We start from the raw sequence: 18,854 nt of genomic DNA, 5'->3' as shown, positions 1-18,854 counted from the left end.
GTATATAAATTTGCTGAACTTTTAAACTGAAGTAATTTAAATCAACTAATAAAAATCTTGTAGCTTAAAAGGATGAGTTTTTACTTTTTTTATCTCGATGCTGGAATTAAAAGTCTAAGTAAGAAATGAATTAGTACACAGAATGGAAGTGGTAATTTGAAAACATCAACTGGTTTATTAATTCTAATTGTTTTAATGCATCTCATCACGCTTACCAATATCACCCTTTTTAATGGAAAATGGAATGGAATAGCTTTATGGTTAAGTACGGGGTTATTCATAGCAGCGATAGCCTTCTATTTATTGGATAAAACAAAAAAACAAAAAGTTTAACCCATTTGATCCGGATTCTTTTCGTTCATAGCAATATACGAAGTAACGGGTGCTTATGTTGAAAAATAGCAGCTAACCTTTGAGGTTAGCTGTTTCTGGTTTTATGTTAACTTATTGAGGGTTAGGGGGTAGCTGATGAAAATTAATACATATCTTATTCAATTGGCTTGTATGATTCTTTTAATATTTGGTGGAACTTTTATTCTTCGTTACTTTAGAACTGAAGAACTTTTATTAGACCAAATTATAGGAGTTGTTGTAGGATTTCTTCTCCTTATTTTTTCCCTTTTTTGGAGAATAAAAAAAAATAAAGCGTCGAGAACTGGTGCTATAGAATAGAGTTACAAACGATAAGTTGTTGAACCAACGGGTGCTTTACTCCATTAAGGGGTGAAGACTTTTTTCTTATTGAACTAACGGAGCAGGTTAGCTGAATAGGAGTTAAATTAATCATAATTCTATCCACGTTTCTGCGAGCAGTAGAAGCGTTTTCTGTATGACTACAAAAAAATGTTGAAAATTTGAAACGAAAGGGGAATTTCATTCATCTAACAATTGTAAAGGAAATGGAGGGTACTTTGTGTTTAATCAAAGTCTATTTAAAAAGGCTCAGCAAGGCGACAAAAAAGCATTTCTTCATTTAATTGAAATCGATAAAGAAAAGCTTTACAAGATGGCTTATTTATATGTAAAGAACGAAAATGATGCTTTAGATATTGTTCAAGAGACAATCACGAAAGCCTTTGTAAATATGAGTACTGTAAAAGAAGAAAAGTATTTCAATACATGGCTTACGAAGATTCTTATCAATACAGCACTCGATGTTTTGCGAAAAAAATCGAAAATCATCCTACTCAAAGAAGAAATGGTGGAAAAACAGTCTCCCGACATGCGGATTGAAGAAAAAATGGATTTATTACAAGCAATCGAACAGCTAGAAGAAAAATATAAAACGGTCATTATTCTTCGATATTATAGGGATTTACCAGTGCAACAAATAGCAGATTACTTAAACTGTCCAGAAGGCACAGTGAAGTCGAATTTACACAGAGCAATTCAAAAGTTAAAACAGTTTTATCAAGGGGGACAAGTGAATGAACAAGGATATTAAAAAATCAATTGATTCAATTCAAGTACCTTTTCAAAAGTTAGATGCAGCGATTGAAGAAGGGTTAAGAGCTAGCCAAAAAAAAGTTGCGCCTAAAAAAGTAATGATGCTACTGCTTTCAAGTGCTGCCGCATTTGGTTTAATCATTGGCTCAGGATTTATTTCACCAACGATGGCAAGTGTCCTTGCAAAAGTACCAATACTCGATTCAATTTTCACATCAGTTGGTGATAAAGGTTTGCAAGTTGCAATCAATGATGAAAATGCAATGTCACTAAATGAAACATTAACGAGTAATGGGGTTTCATTAACGATTCAGGATGTATTATATGATGGTTCACGCCTTGCATTTTCATTCGTTCAAGATAAGGCAGAAGAAATTTATCCACTTCATATTGAAGTAAATGGGGAAGTAATTAACTTTTCGGAAAATATGACAGGGGAGTATCTACCAAACGGGCAATATTCCGGACTCATTCAAGTTCATCCAACGAAGCCTTTACCGAATGAGTTTGACTTATCCGTTGCCATACATCAAATTGGGAAGACAGAAGGTGATTGGCATTTTGAAACACATGTAATAAAAACAAATAATAATAGTATTAATTTAACCACAGGTCAAACGGCTGAATTAGATGGCATTTCCTATGAAGTGAAAAAATTTGAGAGTACAAATTCAGCTGTAAGTCTGCACATTTTATATAAAGGGACAGTTGAAGAAATCATGAATGAACATCAGGTACTTAAGCTACACTTATTAGACCAAGAAGGAACACTTATACCGRTGATTAATGCGTCTGGTTCGGGAGATGATGAGAGTATGCTTTACGAATATGTATTCGAACCACTTAGTGAGGAAGTAACTGGTCTAACCATTAGTCCATTCTTTATGCCGTTAGTTATAGAAAGGAAGGAGATTACAGCTACTTTAGAAGAAAATCAATTACCTTTAACAATTTCACAAGGTGAAATGGGCGACATTGTGGTGACAAAAATCGAAGAAGAAAATGGTCGGTATGCCCTTTACTTTGAATCAACAAGTTCATTCCCCTTTGGTTCGAATTTTGAAATGAATCAATTATCTGTGGAAGACACAGACGGGAATGATTTAATAGCAGATGGAGGTTATCCTAAAGCGATTGGTAAGAATAAATATAAATTATACTTTAATGATACAAAAGGTAATGGGGACATTATTTTGAAAACATTTGTACTGCCACATATGACGTTGAATCAAGAAGCTCAAATCACAGTCAAGGTTCCACGATAGTGCTAGGAGATGAGATTGAAATATTGAATCACATTTCATTGGATTGGAGGAAATAAAGTGGAGACGAAAAACCCTGCTGGTCTAATAGTGAGAGCATTATCCATTATGGTGGAATTTAGCATTATTGTCATTCTTGGAGGTGTTGTTTTTATGATCCTAAAAGGTGATTACAATGTTAATTGGACGTCTGGTTTAACTTTTCAATTGTTTTATACATTGTATTTAACTATCTTGCCAGTCTTATGGATTGGTTATTCTTTGGGTAAGCGAATGTGCAAAATTAAAGTAAAACGATTAGATGGTGATAATGTCAAACTTTCAAATATGGTTATGAGAGAAGTAATTGGACGTGGTCTAATTGGTTTTGTCTCTTTTGGATTATCAGCGGTGGTGAGTATCTTTATGATTATTTTTAGAGAAGACAAAAGGTCAATTCACGATTTTATTGGCGGAACCTATGTTAGTTATAATTTAAGCACGTCAGAGTATAAGTATTAATTACTAATAGCTATTTACTTTTATTTATTTAACGTGTGCATGTGGTAAAGATTAGAGAGCTGCCTAGTCAGCTCTTTTTTCTTATTCAACTAAAGGGGCAGTATAGTTGAACAAAGAAATGGAGTTTTATTGTATTTAATAGGAGGGACAAGATGAATAAAAATAGTACGTGGTTTTTATGTGGTTATGGTTTAGCACTTACTTTACTTTTATATTTTGGTTTGAATGGTTTAGTTGTAGCTGTATTAAACGATACATTCCCTAATGCAAAATTTATAATTATTTTGTCTTTAATCCTTATAGTTGCTTGGTCGATTGGATTAGGAACTCGTCGATACTTAAATAGTTGTACTAAAGAAACACGAAGTAAAATCAGAAGTCTTTTATTAGGTATTACCGTATTCAGTTGGATAATTGTCTTAATTGTTATTTAAATATCTGGGGAATTTATTATCCATTAGCAATGAGGGTTAGTTTTTCTCTTATTCAAGTAACGGGGTTACTTCAAGAAGTAGTATTTTGAAATGGTTTTGAATAAGTTAATATATGTAAATTAAAATTAGGATTAGTGTTTAAAAGGGTGTTGTGAATAACAACTTGAAAAGAAGATTAGAATCCCACGTTCTATTCAAAACATGCTTTCAAATTCTTAAAAACTTCTGATTAAGAAAAAAATAAATATTAACGTTATTTCATAAACTGAACAGAATGATCAATAAAAAAGGGGTTTGTGAAAGGGGATATAAATGAGTTTACAAATTTACAGCAAAAAACGTTCTATACAAAGTTATCTTTTTGAAAAATATCTAACTTTGCGAAATACAAAAAAGGGTTTTTCCACTATTGAAAACACCTCGCAGTTCGTAAAACAAAGGGGAACTGAAAATATTAAGCCATATGTTATAGGGAATGCTAAATTTTCCAGTGATATTAAGGAGCAAGTAATTGAGGACATAAAGGTTTTCACATTAAATGACCAAAAATCTTTAGAACAAAAAGTAATTCTTTATATACATGGAGGTGCCTGGACTAATCAACCTTTAATTTTTCATTGGAGGTTCATGGATAAAATGGCACAATCATTAAATGCAAAAATTATTGCTCCTATTTATCCTAAAGTACCTAATTTTAATTATCAGCACACCTACCCAAAACTCTTAAACCTATATAAAGAAATCCTTGGAACCGTTGAAAGTCCTAAACAATTGACCATCATGGGGGATTCGGCAGGCGGAAATATATCACTTGGTTTGGCACAACTTTTAAAGACGAACAATATACCTCAACCAAAAGATATCATTTTGCTATCTGCATGTGTTGATATGGGACTTGATAACCCTCTTATACCTGAATATGAAAAAAAGGACCCAATGTTGGCTATTGGAGGAATGGAAGTGATTACAAAGATTTGGGCAGCTGATAAGAACATAGATGACCCATTAATTAGTCCAATCTACGGTAACTTTAAAGGACTTGGGAAAATCACTCACTTTATTGGAACACACGAAGGTTTATATCCAGATGCTATAAAACTTGATGAAAAACTAACAGAGCAAGGAATTGAGAACAAAACATTTGTTTATCCAAAAATGAACCATGCGTTTGTTGTAATGCCAATCCCTGAAGCTAAAGATGCTCAACAAAAAATTATTGAGATCATTAATAACTAATTGAGGTCTATCAACTGCAAGTTAAGAGTGCTTGAGTTAAAGGCCTAGAGCGTCATTTAGGCAGTATTTTTGTCATTAAATGGTCAGGATGTAAGATTGTGAAGGATTGCACTTAAACTCACGAATGCTTTCGTATTATAAGGTCAACCAGTTTTTACTGGTTGACCTTATTTTTATTGGATTTAAGATATCAGTAGCCAGGGTAGGAAGTACGGGTGCGTGGGACGATGATCCGTGAACTAAACTGTCTAACCCTACTTGAAGAAACATGTTTGAGGCTGGTTGGGAAGTAGATCTCGTATAACAAGCGAAGCTATGATACTGCACGGATGTAATTGACAATGAAAATCATTATCATATAGATCAAAACAAACTTGGAAAACACGTGTTTCAATCTTTAGTCGTTTTAATGCGTATTCTATTTGGGGTAGGTTGGCTTTTAGCGGGAGTTACGAAGATTTTGGGAAAAGGAGGTTCCACAGGGCATTCGTGGTTTGCTCAACCCGGAGTATTTCTTAGTGAATATCTGGTGACAGCATTAGATAAACCTAATGTACCAGATTTTTACAAATTCCTTATTGGCGAGGTAGCTTTAAAGCACGTGATGGGTTTAAATTATTCCATTCCCATCGTTCAAATGATGCTTGGTTTGTTCCTCATCGCAGGATTTATGATACTTCCATCTATTCTGACTTGTCTCTTTATGCATATAAATTTTCTTCTCTCAGGTAATATCAATGTAATGAGCCTTACCCTTTATACAAGCGCATTTTGCTTGTTACTAAGAGAAAGACAGATTTATAGTTTAAGCTTGGATCAATATTTCAAAATAGATCATTTATTTTCCTTAACTATTAACAGACTTAGAGATACAAAATTCCGAGTTCCGCTGAAAAAACTCTGGAATTAAAATGAGCAGTTCGAACAAAGTTTAGAAATGATAAATAAAATCGATATGGGGAGGGATAGCTTGTGAAAAGATACTTAATCTTATTTTTGGCATCATTAGTAATTCTAGTATTATCGGCTTGCACTAATCAGAAAGAACATGGTTCTGAACATGAAGGTCAAGCTGGAGAAGATGTAATGATTGGTCAGGTAATTAAAAATGGAATGGAGATTAATGCTGTTTATTTGCCCCATTCAGTTGAAGTAGCTCCTGTTGAGCGTGGAGGAAAAGAAGGAAACATTCACTTAGAAGCCGACATTCATGCAGCAAAAAACAATTCTTTTGGATTTCATGAAGGTGAATGGATTCCATATCTAACAAATGGCTATAAGATACATAATCTTGATACAGATGAAGATGTAGATCAAGGGCAATTGTATCAAATGGTAGCAGGTGACCCACATTATGCTTCTAATGTTTTATTACCTGAACCTGGTAATTATGAATTAACTTTTCAAATCAGCGAACCTGATTTATCTCGTCACGCTGAAGATGTTGAAAAGTTCTATGAACCAATGACTTTAAAGTGGGAATTTAAGTATGATGGGGCTCAAAAATAAATAAATACGAGCAGAAATCGTTGCCCTTTGCGGAACCGACGCTGCTATAGAAGTGGTTTCGATAATTGGAATGACTTCATATTTTTAAAAAACTTCGGGGCGATTTTATAAAGAAAAGACGATTTAGCCTCTAAAAAGGTTAAATCGTCTTTTGCTTTTTATAAGTTTTAATAGCAATGAACTAAGTGGGATTAAGTTATATGATAAATAGAAATTCTAAATAGTGAAAGGGTTAAATCTTATGATTTAGCCTTTTTCTGTTTTAGGGGTAGCACAAGCCAATCGACGTATAAGTTTGGAAACAGGATCGATCAATGAGTGCTTTTCTTTAAGAAAAATCACATAAAACATTCCATAAACTTGCGCTTACTTCAATAAGGAGTAAAGTCTTTCTCTTATTCAAGTAACGGGATAGAGATTTTCTTGCAAGTTAAAAGACGAGCTCCTCCCATTTAGGGAAAGAGTTTGTCGTATTTGGAGGTGCAGCACGATAGGCCTTTCACCTTCATAATGATTTACTTGAATAAAACACTTTTGAGTGAAGCACATCCAGCGACCGATTAATTTCTTCCAAATCTTCATCGGACGCCTCCTTTATCCGTTGCAGGAAACGGGCTTCTATATGTTTAAAGGCTTCGTTCATCATGACTTCGCCTTCTTTGGAAAGACGGATATATTGCTTTCGTCGATCCTCGGCAACGGCAAATTTTTCGCATAGATTTTTTTCGCTTAGTTTTTTCAGTTCACGGCTCGTGTTAGGCATGGACATATTCTGACAATCACTAATTTGACTAATGGTAACGGGCTGACTAACCGCTATATATTCAAGAATACTATGTTGAACGGGGGTAATAGAATCGGATTTAACATCTTTTGTAATTTCATGCGTCACTTGATGTACAGAAGTAGTAAAGGCCACAAATTTATGAAATAAAGCTTTTTTGTCCAGAAGGATCACCTCTTACTGACAATATAACAAAATAGTTGTTATAATACAATTATCATTTGATAACTAAAAAAGAGTGTGTTACGATTTGTTTATCAAATGATAAGTAAAGAGGTGGCACAATGAGAACGCTTGTAATATATACTCATCCAAATCATCAGAGCCTAAGTTATGCATTTTTTCAAAAGGTCATCCAAGGAAGCAGTGAGAACCCCAATAAAGCGGAGATAAAGGTGCTGGATTTATATAAAGAGGAGTTTAATCCGATCCTAGTTTTCAATGAGAAAAAACGCAGAAGGGATATGCACTCCGATCCCCAACTTGAAAAGTATAGAGAACAAATTATTTGGGCCGATAAAATAGTTTTCATATATCCGATCTGGTGGGGACGTCCTCCAGCTATGCTTTTGGGGTATATAGACCAAATGTTTGCTTCAGAATTTGCCTACAAAGACAAGGGCGGACTTCTGCCAGAAGGACTTTTGAAGGGGAAGTCTATTGTTTGTATTTCAACGATGAAGGGGCCAACGCATTATCCTTTGTTCTGGTTGAATAATTCGCACAAAGTATTAATGAAGAAAGCCTTATTTAATTATGTTGGGATAAAAAGAGTGAAGTTTTTTGAATTTGGGAATATGGAAAATCCGAAGGGAAAGCATGACGAGAAATTAAACAAAATATATCGTTATTTCAAAATAATAGACCGCTAAAGAATGTGAATAAGCATTTTTTCCGCAGTAAACTACTGCATACGAGTCAGCTCTTTTTTTCTTATTGAACTAATGGGGCAGGTTAGTTCAATAAGAAAAAGTAGCATTTTTTATGCAGTCATCTTTTCATTGTTCTCCACTTCACTAAAAATCGATTGATAGATACGATGTTTCATAAGTACGATCAGGCCAATTATAGAGAAGAAATTCACCAGAGATAATGTGATAATTGTATATCGGAGTGGAAAAATATCTGCTACGAAACCAACGACTATTACCAATAGGATTTGCCCTGCACTTTGGATGAGTCCATAAAAGCTAGTCACCCTCCCCATAATTTCAATCGGAACATGAAATTGATAAAATGTGTTGTAGCCAGTGTTAGCAAAAGAATTAAAAAACCCCAGTATTACGAACCCTATTGTAATCATTGTGAACGACGTACTGAAGGCATACAGTAAGTAACCGAGTGACATTAGAAGAAGTCCTCCACCAAAAAGAAAACGAATGGATAGTTTTTTTGAAAAAGACGCAACCGTTAATGCTCCTAAAATAGATCCGATGCCTGTAATACTAATGAGCAAACTATAATCCAGCTCTGATAGCCCAACGACTCTCTGAGTAAAGACAACTTCTTGCGTATCCATAGCAAATGTTGTGAACAGTGTTCCTAAATACAAAGCAAGTACTATCATAAAAATGGGTGTTTTTTTTCAAAAAGCAATAACAGTTATTTCTTCTTCTCGAATAGCTGAAAAAGACAGTGGATTTTTAAATGATGTTTTTTCTTCCTGTTGATCAGGTAAAAATAAAAACAAAATTGCTGATATTAAAAAAGAGATTGCATTTAAAAAGATTGCTAAATACACTGAACCAATGACAAAAAGCACCCCTGCAATCGCGGGTCCTACAATAAATGCACCAGAGCTTGTTAAGGAATAAAATGCATTAAATTGTTTGCGTTGTTCAGCTGGAACAAGTTCCGTAATATAGGTAAGCGATGCAGGTGCAAAAAATGCTTTCGCCATGCTCACAAACCACAACAATATGTATATCTCCCATACGGTAGGCATAAAAGGGACCAAAGCGATTAATAATGCCCGAATCAAGTCCGTCCATATCATTAACTTTTTGCGATTTGCACGATCAATAATGCTCCCAGCCCAAAATCTCGTGAAAATCGATGCAAGTGGTCCAACAATCCACAGACCAGCCACAGCTGCTGCGGATTCTGTCATTTGATACACTAATAAATTTATAGCGACCAAAAATACAAAATCCCCCAGTCCAGATATTCCGACAGCTCCTAGTAATAAAGTTGGAAAACGCCATCGTTTCCATTTTTCTTTACTTACCACTTAATCACCCCTTTACACAATCTATTCGATACGCCGAAGTTAATTACCTGTAAAATGGATCTCTTCTTCAACTAACGGGTGCTTTACTTCAATAAGGGGTAAAGCCTTTTTCTTATTCAACTAACGAAGCAGGTTAGTTGAATAAGGGAAATGATAAAATGAATACTTAAGTGTGAAAAGAAAGAGGGGATGATGATATGAATTACAACGATTTAATGAAATCAAAAGGTTACATTTATCTGAACAACTTGTCAGAACCTGAAGAAAATGCCCTATGTATATTAATCGATAGATGTAAAATCAGTAACAAAAGTGAGGATATAGATTTAGGTGAACGATTTACAGAAGCTTATTATCCTTTTGAAGTGGATGATGGATTACCAGCAATTCAACTTGAATTTAAGTCCTATGTATCTTATTCGGTAGTAAACGAGTCTTTTACAGTGGTGGATGAATATGAAGTTTTTCAAGGTGAAATATTTAAGGTTTACACCAAATCAAGATACTTAGATTTCATTAAAGCTGGAACCATAGCAGAAGATATATTTCCCGAAGACAAATTTGTACATTATCAGGTTCCTTGCTTGAATCATATAATCGATATTATTTCGTATGAAGAACCAAAAATAACTGAAAAAAAGAGAGGGTAATCTTCAACTAACGGGTGCTTTAGTTGAATAAAAGGAATACTTCCCGATTGTGATGCTATGTCAACTGGTTGTGTATGGACTATACATGCCAGTTGAGTAAACGAATCGATGGATGGCGGACGAATCAGCCAATGATAAGCTTTCTTTAAAAGTGAAACGTTCGGTAAATATACTTTATTGTTGATCTATAGAAGGGAAGGTGAGTTAAAACATGAAATACCAATTGCATTTCACCATTCCAGCATTCCCTAATCCTAATCCGATGCCTGAAGATTATGCGTACTGGGTTCCGTTAATGAAATACTTCATTGAGAAATCGGATACCATCGAGATTCATTGTTGGAATGAAGAAAAAGAAGTGATTAAGGAAACGAAAGCCTTAGTTCAAGCCGATCATGAGTTGCCAGAAGATATGAAATTAACCATTTTCCGAGGAATCCTGACGTACGATATTTCACATTATCTTCTTTATGATCACATAGCTGAAACGGAGAATATCAAATGGTTCTCTATTTTCTTAAGCAAAGGTGATACTACGATGTTTCATTCTGAACATTGGGGAACGGAATTTTTTGCCCCTAATCTTAGTGAAGAAGAAATAGCGTATATTACATCTGTTATGCCAAAGGATACAAATTTCAACCAATACGAGTAGATAAACAGCTTTTTTTCCTTCAGCTCTCATGGGGTTCGGTTTCAAAAGTATTATATTAGGTGCAAACTCGAATAAAATCTAGAAAGGTAGCGTTTTAGGTAGAAAAATGAGAGTGAAATATCCATGAAAAATGATCCAATCAAGTTAAGTTGAAACTTCAACTAACGGGGCAGTTAGTTGAAGAGATGGGAAATTGAATGTGGTCAAAAACAGAAAGATAAGTAGATTTATACATATAATAAGGAATTTATCTTAGCAATATTTATCAAAAATTCTTTCTATTTATTCGTTATGATGATTTTGAGGTGAGTGAGTTGTATTACAGTGAAATAACGCAAAAAACAGTCTCTTATATCGAGGGCAATCTGACGGAAGAAATCCAAATGGATATTTTTCCTTCCGTCATTGGTTATTCGAAATATCACTTATCACGTGTATTTAAACAAGAAACAGGGAAGTCGATTGGGGAATATATACGTTTACGTCGATTAGCGACGGCTGCATCATTTCTGTTACAAACAGATGAATCAATTTTAACAATCGCCTTCTTATTCCGTTTTCAATCTCAAGAGGCCTTTACACGAGAGTTTAAAGATGTTTACGGCTTACCGCCAGGAAAATATCGTCAGGTGATGATAGTTGTACGAATGAAAAAGGAGGAGAATGATATGAACACACAAGAACAAATTAAAGGATGGAACTTAAGTGGTTCTAATCCGGAACTGTATGAATTAATAGTAGATGGAGATGTATTCCACACAGGGACAAAATCGGGATTGCTTTATGCGAAGGGTAAGGCAAATGAACAACAATTTGCGACAATGATGCAAGGTTTCCAATCAGATGATTACAAAGGAAAACGAATAAAGATGTCATGTTTCTTAAAAACAGAACAGGTGACAAAATGTGGTGCTTGGCTTCGAATTGATAATTTTTCTGGTGATACAATTCAATTTGATAATATGGATAATCGTTCTATTCAAGGTACTACAGAGTGGAATCACTATTCTATCATTTTAGATGTTCCAGAAGAAAGTGTCTCCATTCACTTTGGCGTTTTACTTATTGGCGAAGGAAAAGTATGGGCAGACGGTTTCAATTTTGAGGAAGTGAATAAGAAAGTAGCTACGACAAATATGCTTTCACAAGACCATTTACCGAAACAACCAAGTAATCTAGATTTTAATGAGTAATGACTGTTAATATTTGATTACTTTGTAGGTAATGCACTTATTAAACTAAGTGGGAGTCGATCCAAGAAGAATTAACGCTTGCTAAGAACAGAATGCAAATAAATAATATTAAGCTAAAGGATGCTTTAGTTAAAAAAGACCATCATTTGTACTGAACCCTAAAAGTTAGACAGAAATATTTAAGCAGCTAGTTGACTGGTATGGAGACGGTATTCAACCGGGCTCATGCCRGTCAATTTTGCTTTTATCCGTTCATTGTTATAGTAATAAATATACTTATTCACTGCTTGCTTCAGCTCTTCAAAAGAGAGATAAAATTTCCCGTAATACATTTCCTGTTTCATTATGCTGAAGAAGTTTTCCATAAGCGAATTATCCAGACAATTTCCTTTTCGGGACATACTTTGGAATATCCCGTTATCTTTTAGCTTCTTTACATATGACTTCATTTGATACCCCCAACCCTGGTCAGAGTGTATCGTCGTTCGATAGGTGCAGTCTTTTGCTATTTCTATTGCTTCATCCAAGGCATCCAAGATGGCTTTTGCGTTTGGACGTTCTGAGAGCCTGTAGGATAAAATCTCACTATTAAACATATCTAAGAACGGATCTAAATAAGCCTTCTTAATGATTAACTTCCCATTCGCATTCGTCTCGTAATATTTAAATCCGGTTGTATCAGTCGTTAGTTTTTGATATGGGATGCTTGTATAAAATCTACGATTGACAAGGTTTTTTGAAGTCGTGCCAACTGTTCCTTTGTACGTACTATATTTCCTAGACTTYCGTGTGAAGGATTTGCATGTCATGTAAAGCTTATTAGTAATCCGAAGGATCTTTTTGTGATTTACGCTATAGCCTCTCTTGCGTAAATCTATATCAATTCGACGATAACCGTAATTTCCATCATGCTTGTCTACAATCTCCTTGATCATGTTTTCAATCTCTTCATCTGGATTAGGTTCGTTAAATCGCTTTTGCCAATACATATAGGTGGCCTTTGGAAAATCTGTTGCTTCAAGAATAACGGCTAATTTGAATTCTTTTCTGAGTTCATGGATGACTCTGGATTCTGTTTTAGCAGTCGGCTCGGAATATTTATCCCTGAAGCTCGGAGCTTTTTTAAATAGGCATTTTCCGCACGAAGTAATTCTATTTCTTTTAAAAGCTGTTGTTCCTTCGTCAATTTTTTCACGTTCTTTTTCTTCTTTGGATTGTTAGACATTGATCGACGCCCCTTTGATTTAGAGAGCCCTTCAACACCTTCATTTTGCCATTTCCTCAACCAATTAATAATCATAGTCGGTTCAGTCATGCCAAATTTTCTAGCCACTTCTTCAAAGGAATCTCTTGTTCTTAACTTATAGTTTAGGACATCTAATTTAAATTGAACAGGATAACTCGCATCTGCCTCTTTAGTAACCAAACCCTGTTTCCCAAATTCTTGAAACGCACTGACCCATTTTCTTATATTCGTTTTACTTGGAACTCCAAATCTAGTAGCCAGGGCAGCATATCCACCTTCACCAGCTAAATAAGCGTGAACAACTTTTTGCTTGAATCCTTCATCATATTTGACCACAAAAAAACACCTCAAAAGTTAGATTTGGTGGTCTAACTTTCGGGGTGCAGTACAATTTCGATGGTCTTTTTTTACGTCCAAAGCATCAAGTATATGATTTGTTTTTAGTCTAAGCATATTTTCCATATACGAACTGCCGCAGCTTTAAGCTGAATAGATTTTTCTTTTGCCCACCTGATTGATCGACTTTTACATAATCCAAATATCTTGTCTGTAATTTTTTCTTCACTTGCTCTCAAAATATCCTCGTTCTTCCCAAGTAATGACGACAGGAGTTTGATAATACCCTGTAGCTTCTAAAACTATTGAAGGCTTCTTACCAGTCACTCTTAATTAAAAATCACTTATAAAAAAATGTCCTGACCCTTATTATGTCACTCTTGGTATAGTACTTTTGTTTTATTTCCAGAAAAGTGGAAATATTGTATGATAAAGTTAGTTTGAGTAATATTTCTGAATATTGAATAACTATTGGATAGACTCAGCTTATGCTAGATTAGTTGAAAAATTTTAATAACCTGATGTTGAAGGGACAGATCAGTGTATTAAATGTGAAGTTAAGTCATTAGCACGAAACCCTCACATTTTTACAAATATATTAATCTACTATTTAGTAAGGAAGAGGAGAGATTTAATGGGGAAGAGGAGAAACAAAAAAATTGTTAATGTAATGACCGCAGGATTGGTATCTGCAGTACTTTTGGCAACAAGTACTGTTCATTCATTTGCTTATGATGCCACCACCGCCAAAACGCTGGCCAACCAGGCGTCCAAGCAACTGCAGAACAACATGGTTGTCGACTCGCACACTGTTACCCTTATCACGGGCGAAGTTTTGATGATTGACAGTTATGCTGACGGGTTACAGGCAGTGACATTCGAACCGTCACTCGATGGCGAACCAACGGAAATAAATCAGATTCGGATAGGTGACGATCACTATGTCATCCCGGCTAAGGCTCAGCCGTACATCGATGCGGATGAGCTTGACCGCGACCTGTTCAACATTACCAAGTTGATAGAGTACGGATACGACGACGCTAACGGCGAAATACCGGTGATCGCGACTTACGCGGGCACACCGGCCAAAGTGGGCAAAGCGTTAGAAAAGACTGCTCCGGCAGGTTCTAAAAAGGACATGGTATTAGAGAGTGCCAACGGTATTGCGTTTAAGGTGAACAAATCGGAGGCTGAGACGTTCTGGGAAGCAATCGACGACGACAGCGACTTCGAAGCGACCGAGCCGGTACTTGCTGGTGGTATAGAGAAGATATGGCTCGACAAAATGGTACAAGTGACGCTAGAACAGAGTGTTTCGCAGATCGGGGCCCCGATAGCATGGGAGGCTGGATATGATGGCAAAGGCGTGAAAGTGGCTGTCTTAGACACTGGGATTGATTCGAATCATCCTGATGTTAAAGGAACCATCTTAGAAGCGAAGAACTTCACAGACGACCCTGATTCTATCGATCATCACGGTCACGGAACGCATGTTGCTTCGACTATCGTGGGATCTGGCGCAGCTTCCAATGGTAAATTAAAAGGAGTAGCTCCAGGTGCTGAGCTTCTAATTGGAAAGGTGCTTGACAGTAGTGGTTACGGTTCTGATTCAGGAGTCATCGCTGCAATGGATTGGGCAGTTGAGGAAGGCGCCGATATCGTCAGTATGAGTCTAGGTAATCCTACTCCGAGTGACGGTACTGATCCGGTGAGTCAAGCGCTTAACAATTTGAGTGAAACCTCTGACACATTATTTGTTGTGGCTGCAGKTAATGATGGATCAGATAAGAAAACTGTAGGATCACCCGGTGTAGCCGAAAAAGCATTGACTGTTGGGGCAGTAGACAAAACCGGCGTGTTAGCTCCCTTTTCAAGCCGTGGTCCGGTTATCAACAATTACCGTGTCAAACCAGAAATTATGGCACCAGGAGTAGGAATCGTAGCTGCTCGTGCAACAGGAACCTATATGGGTACTGTCGTTGACGACAATTATACCGCTGCTAATGGTACGTCGATGGCTACACCACATATTGCTGGTGCTGCAGCCATTCTTAAACAAAGGCATCCGGACTGGTCTGCTGACCGAATCAAGCAGGTGTTGGTTGGAACGGCTATGCCAAATGCAAAAAATACGGCCTATCAGCAGGGAGGCGGACTTGTAAGCATTGAGAAAGCTCTGGATGCGAACGTCTATAGCAGTCCTGCAGTCGTCAGCCTTGGAAGTGCTGAGGAAACCAGTGAGCCGATCGAGAAGACATTTGATTATGTCAATCCATCCGATGGTGAAATGACATTAACGCTTACTATGGAATCTAAAAATGAAAAAGGAGCCCCGGCTCCGGATGGTATGTTTACACTAAGTCAGTCAGAAGTAACAATTCCTGCCAATAGCAGCAGTACGGTCGAAGTGACGTTTGATCCTTCTCTCGGCACTGTAAGTGATTACAAAGCAGTCGTTACGGCTACTTCAAGTGACGGTAAAAGAGTAAACACGACCATTGGCGCTACGAAGAAGGTACCATCAGTGGATTTAACGCTTCAATTGATTGACCGCAATGGAAACACAACGAGTGGAGAATTCTTTGTGGTTAACCTTGATACGGGATCCTACAATAAAGTCAGACCAAATAGAGACACTGGGATTAAGCTCATCGAAGTGCCGCAAGGGCGTTACTCGGTAATGGGTACCGTGGATACCTACGATGAAGCTGGATTCCTTGTAGAGAATCATACCCTCGCAGGTGATCCTGAAGTTGAGCTTAGCGAGAACAAGATCCTCACGATAGATGCGCAGTTGGGTAAAGAGGTCAAAATCTCTACTCCTAAGGAGTCCGACGGGACCGGATACCAATTAGGGTACCGCCTGGATCAAGACAAGTTTAGAATGGATGTAATAACTGGTTTTTATAATCCGTACTGGGATCACGCATACGTGGTACCAACTGAGCCTTTGACGACCGGCACGTTCGATTTTAGCTTCAAACAGCGCAGATTCGCTCCTTTGATCCGTGCATCGTATGACGGAACTGGTGATTCGATTCCGCTCGAGCATGTCGAGTTTACGCCTAAGTTGGACGGCGATAAGACAATGGAAGCAGTCGATCTTGGCTTTGCTCGACCTGATGACCTCAGTGGCAAGAATCTAAGTGGCAAACTGGCAGTCATCACTCGTGATACGGAATCGACGATTACTGACCAGATTAAAGCAGTGACTGCTACCGGTGCTGCGGGTGTATTTATTGTCTACGACGGACCAGGCATTTTCTGGACTAGCGTTTTGAAAACAGACGGCATTACAATTCCGGCCTGGACCCTTCAACAAGACGAAGGTGCGGTGCTATTCGATCGAATTGCCAACGGACCTACTAGTATCAACTTAAAGGGTATTGCCAACAGCCCGTATGTGTATAACATGGCGATGGTTATTCCGGAAGCGATCCCGACTAACCCAGTCGACACGGTGACTAAAGAAAACTCTGCAGTAGTGAATGCACACTATCGCGGTTCAAAAGGCAGGGTTCTCGTTGATTCGCTGGCGTCGATCCGCCCGCGTGAGTTTGTGACCTTGCAAGTCTTGGATTATTATTTCGACGCACCGCTAGACCGGGAAGAGTGGTATTCAACCGGCAGCAAGTGGCCGATGCTGAAAGATATTAAATGGAACCACACTGTCCATGACGAAAATCGCATGAAACGTAGTATGAATGACATACACCGTATCTATCTTCCGGGTGAACAGCGCGAAGAGACATGGCTTGGTGCAGCCAATGGTCTGGCAGACAGGGAGATAACCATGGCATATCGTGAAGGAGACAAATTCACGCTCAACATATTTGAACAGGGCGACAGCCAACCGGGGCACTGGGGCAATTTTGCTTTTGATTACCCTGAAGACACTTCGGTGGCTCGGTTGTACAAGGACGGAAAGCTCCTTACAACGAGCAATTATTTCTCATTCTTTTACCCGCTGTCAGTTAGCCCTGACCCAGCGACTTACCGAATCACCATGGATACGGCGCACCCGACAGGATTCAGAATGTCTACACAGACCAGCACAGCATGGACGTTCAAGTCTGAGCGACCGGCAAGTGGACGGGAAAACCTTGGCTTACTGTGGCCAACGTATGACCTTGAACTGGATGGGGAAAACAAGACAAAGGGTGGAAATACTTACCACTTTGACCTTTCATTCTCCCTTCAATCAGGTGATACCCCAGACATAAAAGGGGTTGAAGTCGAAGTGTCCACTGACGACGGTGTCACCTGGAACACCGCGAAAGTGTCGAGCAAGAAAGGTGGCCACTACAAGGTGTCCGTGAAAAACCCAAAATCTGGTTACGTGTCGCTCCGTGTCAAGGCATGGGACGTAAACGACAGCCAGATCGAGCAGACAATCATTAAGACCTACGCTGTGCGCTAACACTCACGGTAGATACAATAGATTTGCATAAAGGGCAGTGGCTTTATATAAAAAGCTACCAAGTAAATGAACTGCACCCCGATTGTTAGACTCAACTAACTATTGGAGGTGCAGTTTTTTATGACCAACTTTACTTATGATGTAAAGTTGTCGGCTGTATTAAAGTACAGTGAAGGCAATGAAAGTTTTCATGCCCTAGCGAAAGAAATAGGTAGTACTAAATATACTCTAAGGAGCTGGGTCTATCATTATCAACATCATGGTACCCAAGGGCTGAAGAAATCCTATACAAGTTATTCTGTACAGGATAAACTTGACGTACTTAACTATGGATGAAAATGGGACGTCATCTAACGAAAACGCCGCAATACTCAACATCCTGTAGTTTTGAAATAAAGTTGCGTTGATCCGAGCAGGATTAACGCTTTTTTTGTTGAACTTATTGAACTAACGAGGCATGTTAGTTCAATAAGAAACTATATTAAGTTGGATAATTATGATAATATTAGAAATAACAGTAAATGTCGAAAAAGAAGAATATCCTTGAAGCACGCAGTTTCGTATGAAGTCGCTTATAAAATGGGAGGTGATTTCTTGATACCGATAATTCTGTCAATAATACTAATAGGCGTTCTTAGTTTTTCCAGTTTCGTTGTAGTTCAAAAAAGAAAACAAGCTGGTGCAACGGGGATGAAAAGTGCATTATCATCTATTTGCTTCTTTCTGATTGCTATAACAGGCCTTTTGGCTTATTGGTTAAATTTTACGGGAATATTAAGTTGGGCTATTATTTTAATTTTGTTGATTTTAGGTACTTATTTTACAAAGTACAGTGTTATACCTGAAAAAATCTAGGTCAGCATTCATAGTGCTGGCTCTTTTTTTTGCACTCTAGGTCCATATTGTGCAGTAAGTTAATTTTTCTTATTGAACTAACGGGGCAGTTTAGTTG

18 protein-coding genes and 1 pseudogene are annotated in these 18,854 nt (G+C 37.4%); 14 read left to right on the top strand and 5 right to left on the bottom strand.

Annotated elements, in window-relative coordinates:
• Positions 1-468: 468 nt before the first annotated feature.
• The 8 genes from AC1DSL_RS11845 to AC1DSL_RS11810 all read left to right on the top strand — a co-directional run bounded on the left by AC1DSL_RS11845 (position 469) and on the right by AC1DSL_RS11810 (position 6,388).
• On the top strand, positions 469-672 hold the full coding sequence (locus AC1DSL_RS11845) for a hypothetical protein (protein ID WP_477532325.1): 204 nt from the start codon (positions 469-471) through the stop codon (positions 670-672).
• 241 nt (positions 673-913) lie between these two features.
• Positions 914-1,444: a sigma-70 family RNA polymerase sigma factor gene (locus AC1DSL_RS11840; RefSeq protein ID WP_342541776.1), complete on the top strand. Its 531-nt coding sequence runs from the start codon at positions 914-916 to the stop codon at positions 1,442-1,444.
• Positions 1,428-2,711 carry a DUF4179 domain-containing protein gene (locus AC1DSL_RS11835; RefSeq protein ID WP_477532324.1) on the top strand — a complete coding sequence of 428 codons (1,284 nt, stop codon included), beginning with the start codon at positions 1,428-1,430 and terminating at the stop codon, positions 2,709-2,711. Before AC1DSL_RS11840 ends, AC1DSL_RS11835 begins: the two co-directional genes overlap by 17 nt.
• Before the next feature lie 57 nt (positions 2,712-2,768).
• Positions 2,769-3,209, top strand: coding sequence for an RDD family protein (locus AC1DSL_RS11830; protein ID WP_477532323.1), 441 nt, complete (start codon positions 2,769-2,771; stop codon positions 3,207-3,209).
• Positions 3,210-3,361: 152 nt separating this feature from the next.
• On the top strand, positions 3,362-3,643 hold the full coding sequence (locus AC1DSL_RS11825; RefSeq protein WP_477532322.1) for a hypothetical protein: 282 nt from the start codon (positions 3,362-3,364) through the stop codon (positions 3,641-3,643).
• A 312-nt stretch (positions 3,644-3,955) separates the two neighbouring features.
• Positions 3,956-4,879 (top strand): alpha/beta hydrolase fold domain-containing protein, encoded by a 924-nt coding sequence (locus tag AC1DSL_RS11820; RefSeq protein WP_477532321.1) that lies wholly within the window; start codon positions 3,956-3,958, stop codon positions 4,877-4,879.
• Positions 4,880-5,339: 460 nt separating this feature from the next.
• Positions 5,340-5,789, top strand: a complete 450-nt coding sequence (locus tag AC1DSL_RS11815) for a hypothetical protein (RefSeq protein WP_477532320.1) — start codon at positions 5,340-5,342, stop codon at positions 5,787-5,789.
• A gap of 62 nt (positions 5,790-5,851) precedes the next feature.
• Positions 5,852-6,388: an iron transporter gene (locus AC1DSL_RS11810; protein ID WP_477532319.1), complete on the top strand. Its 537-nt coding sequence runs from the start codon at positions 5,852-5,854 to the stop codon at positions 6,386-6,388.
• 505 nt (positions 6,389-6,893) lie between these two features.
• Here the strand turns inward: AC1DSL_RS11810 and AC1DSL_RS11805 are convergent.
• Entirely contained in the window at positions 6,894-7,337 is a 444-nt protein-coding gene (locus AC1DSL_RS11805; RefSeq protein WP_477532328.1) for a MarR family winged helix-turn-helix transcriptional regulator, read from the bottom strand.
• Between the two features lie 119 nt (positions 7,338-7,456).
• Between AC1DSL_RS11805 and AC1DSL_RS11800 the strand changes: the two genes are divergently transcribed.
• On the top strand, positions 7,457-8,044 hold the full coding sequence (locus AC1DSL_RS11800) for an NAD(P)H-dependent oxidoreductase (protein WP_477532318.1): 588 nt from the start codon (positions 7,457-7,459) through the stop codon (positions 8,042-8,044).
• 110 nt (positions 8,045-8,154) lie between these two features.
• Here AC1DSL_RS11800 and AC1DSL_RS11795 read toward each other — a convergent pair whose 3' ends face one another.
• Entirely contained in the window at positions 8,155-8,739 is a 585-nt protein-coding gene (locus tag AC1DSL_RS11795) for an MFS transporter (protein WP_477532317.1), read from the bottom strand.
• Between the two features lie 18 nt (positions 8,740-8,757).
• On the bottom strand, positions 8,758-9,402 hold the full coding sequence (locus AC1DSL_RS11790; RefSeq protein WP_477532316.1) for an MFS transporter: 645 nt from the start codon (positions 9,400-9,402) through the stop codon (positions 8,758-8,760).
• 197 nt (positions 9,403-9,599) lie between these two features.
• Between AC1DSL_RS11790 and AC1DSL_RS11785 the strand changes: the two genes are divergently transcribed.
• The 3 genes from AC1DSL_RS11785 (at position 9,600) to AC1DSL_RS11775 (ending at position 11,900) form a co-directional block, all read left to right on the top strand.
• On the top strand, positions 9,600-10,052 hold the full coding sequence (locus AC1DSL_RS11785; RefSeq protein ID WP_477532315.1) for a hypothetical protein: 453 nt from the start codon (positions 9,600-9,602) through the stop codon (positions 10,050-10,052).
• A 211-nt stretch (positions 10,053-10,263) separates the two neighbouring features.
• Positions 10,264-10,707 (top strand): hypothetical protein, encoded by a 444-nt coding sequence (locus AC1DSL_RS11780; protein WP_477532314.1) that lies wholly within the window; start codon positions 10,264-10,266, stop codon positions 10,705-10,707.
• A gap of 314 nt (positions 10,708-11,021) precedes the next feature.
• The gene (locus tag AC1DSL_RS11775; protein ID WP_477532327.1) at positions 11,022-11,900 is read left to right on the top strand and encodes a helix-turn-helix domain-containing protein; all 879 of its coding nucleotides are present in this window, start codon (positions 11,022-11,024) and stop codon (positions 11,898-11,900) included.
• 179 nt (positions 11,901-12,079) lie between these two features.
• On the opposite strand, the gene AC1DSL_RS11770 is transcribed toward AC1DSL_RS11775, so the two are convergent.
• Complete coding sequence (locus AC1DSL_RS11770) at positions 12,080-13,051, bottom strand: IS3 family transposase (RefSeq protein WP_477532326.1); 972 nt, start codon at positions 13,049-13,051, stop codon at positions 12,080-12,082.
• 137 nt (positions 13,052-13,188) lie between these two features.
• A pseudogene (locus AC1DSL_RS11765) lies at positions 13,189-13,482 on the bottom strand (transposase); the annotation flags it as partial.
• A gap of 634 nt (positions 13,483-14,116) precedes the next feature.
• Here AC1DSL_RS11765 and AC1DSL_RS11760 point away from each other — a divergent pair.
• Positions 14,117-17,902 carry a S8 family serine peptidase gene (locus AC1DSL_RS11760; protein WP_477532313.1) on the top strand — a complete coding sequence of 1,262 codons (3,786 nt, stop codon included), beginning with the start codon at positions 14,117-14,119 and terminating at the stop codon, positions 17,900-17,902.
• Between the two features lie 594 nt (positions 17,903-18,496).
• Complete coding sequence (locus tag AC1DSL_RS11755) at positions 18,497-18,757, top strand: hypothetical protein (protein WP_477532312.1); 261 nt, start codon at positions 18,497-18,499, stop codon at positions 18,755-18,757.
• Positions 18,758-18,854: the final 97 nt, after the last annotated feature.

Source organism: Paenisporosarcina sp. P4_D4, from assembly GCF_056401835.1.
This window is presented reverse-complemented; position numbering and strand designations above follow the sequence as displayed.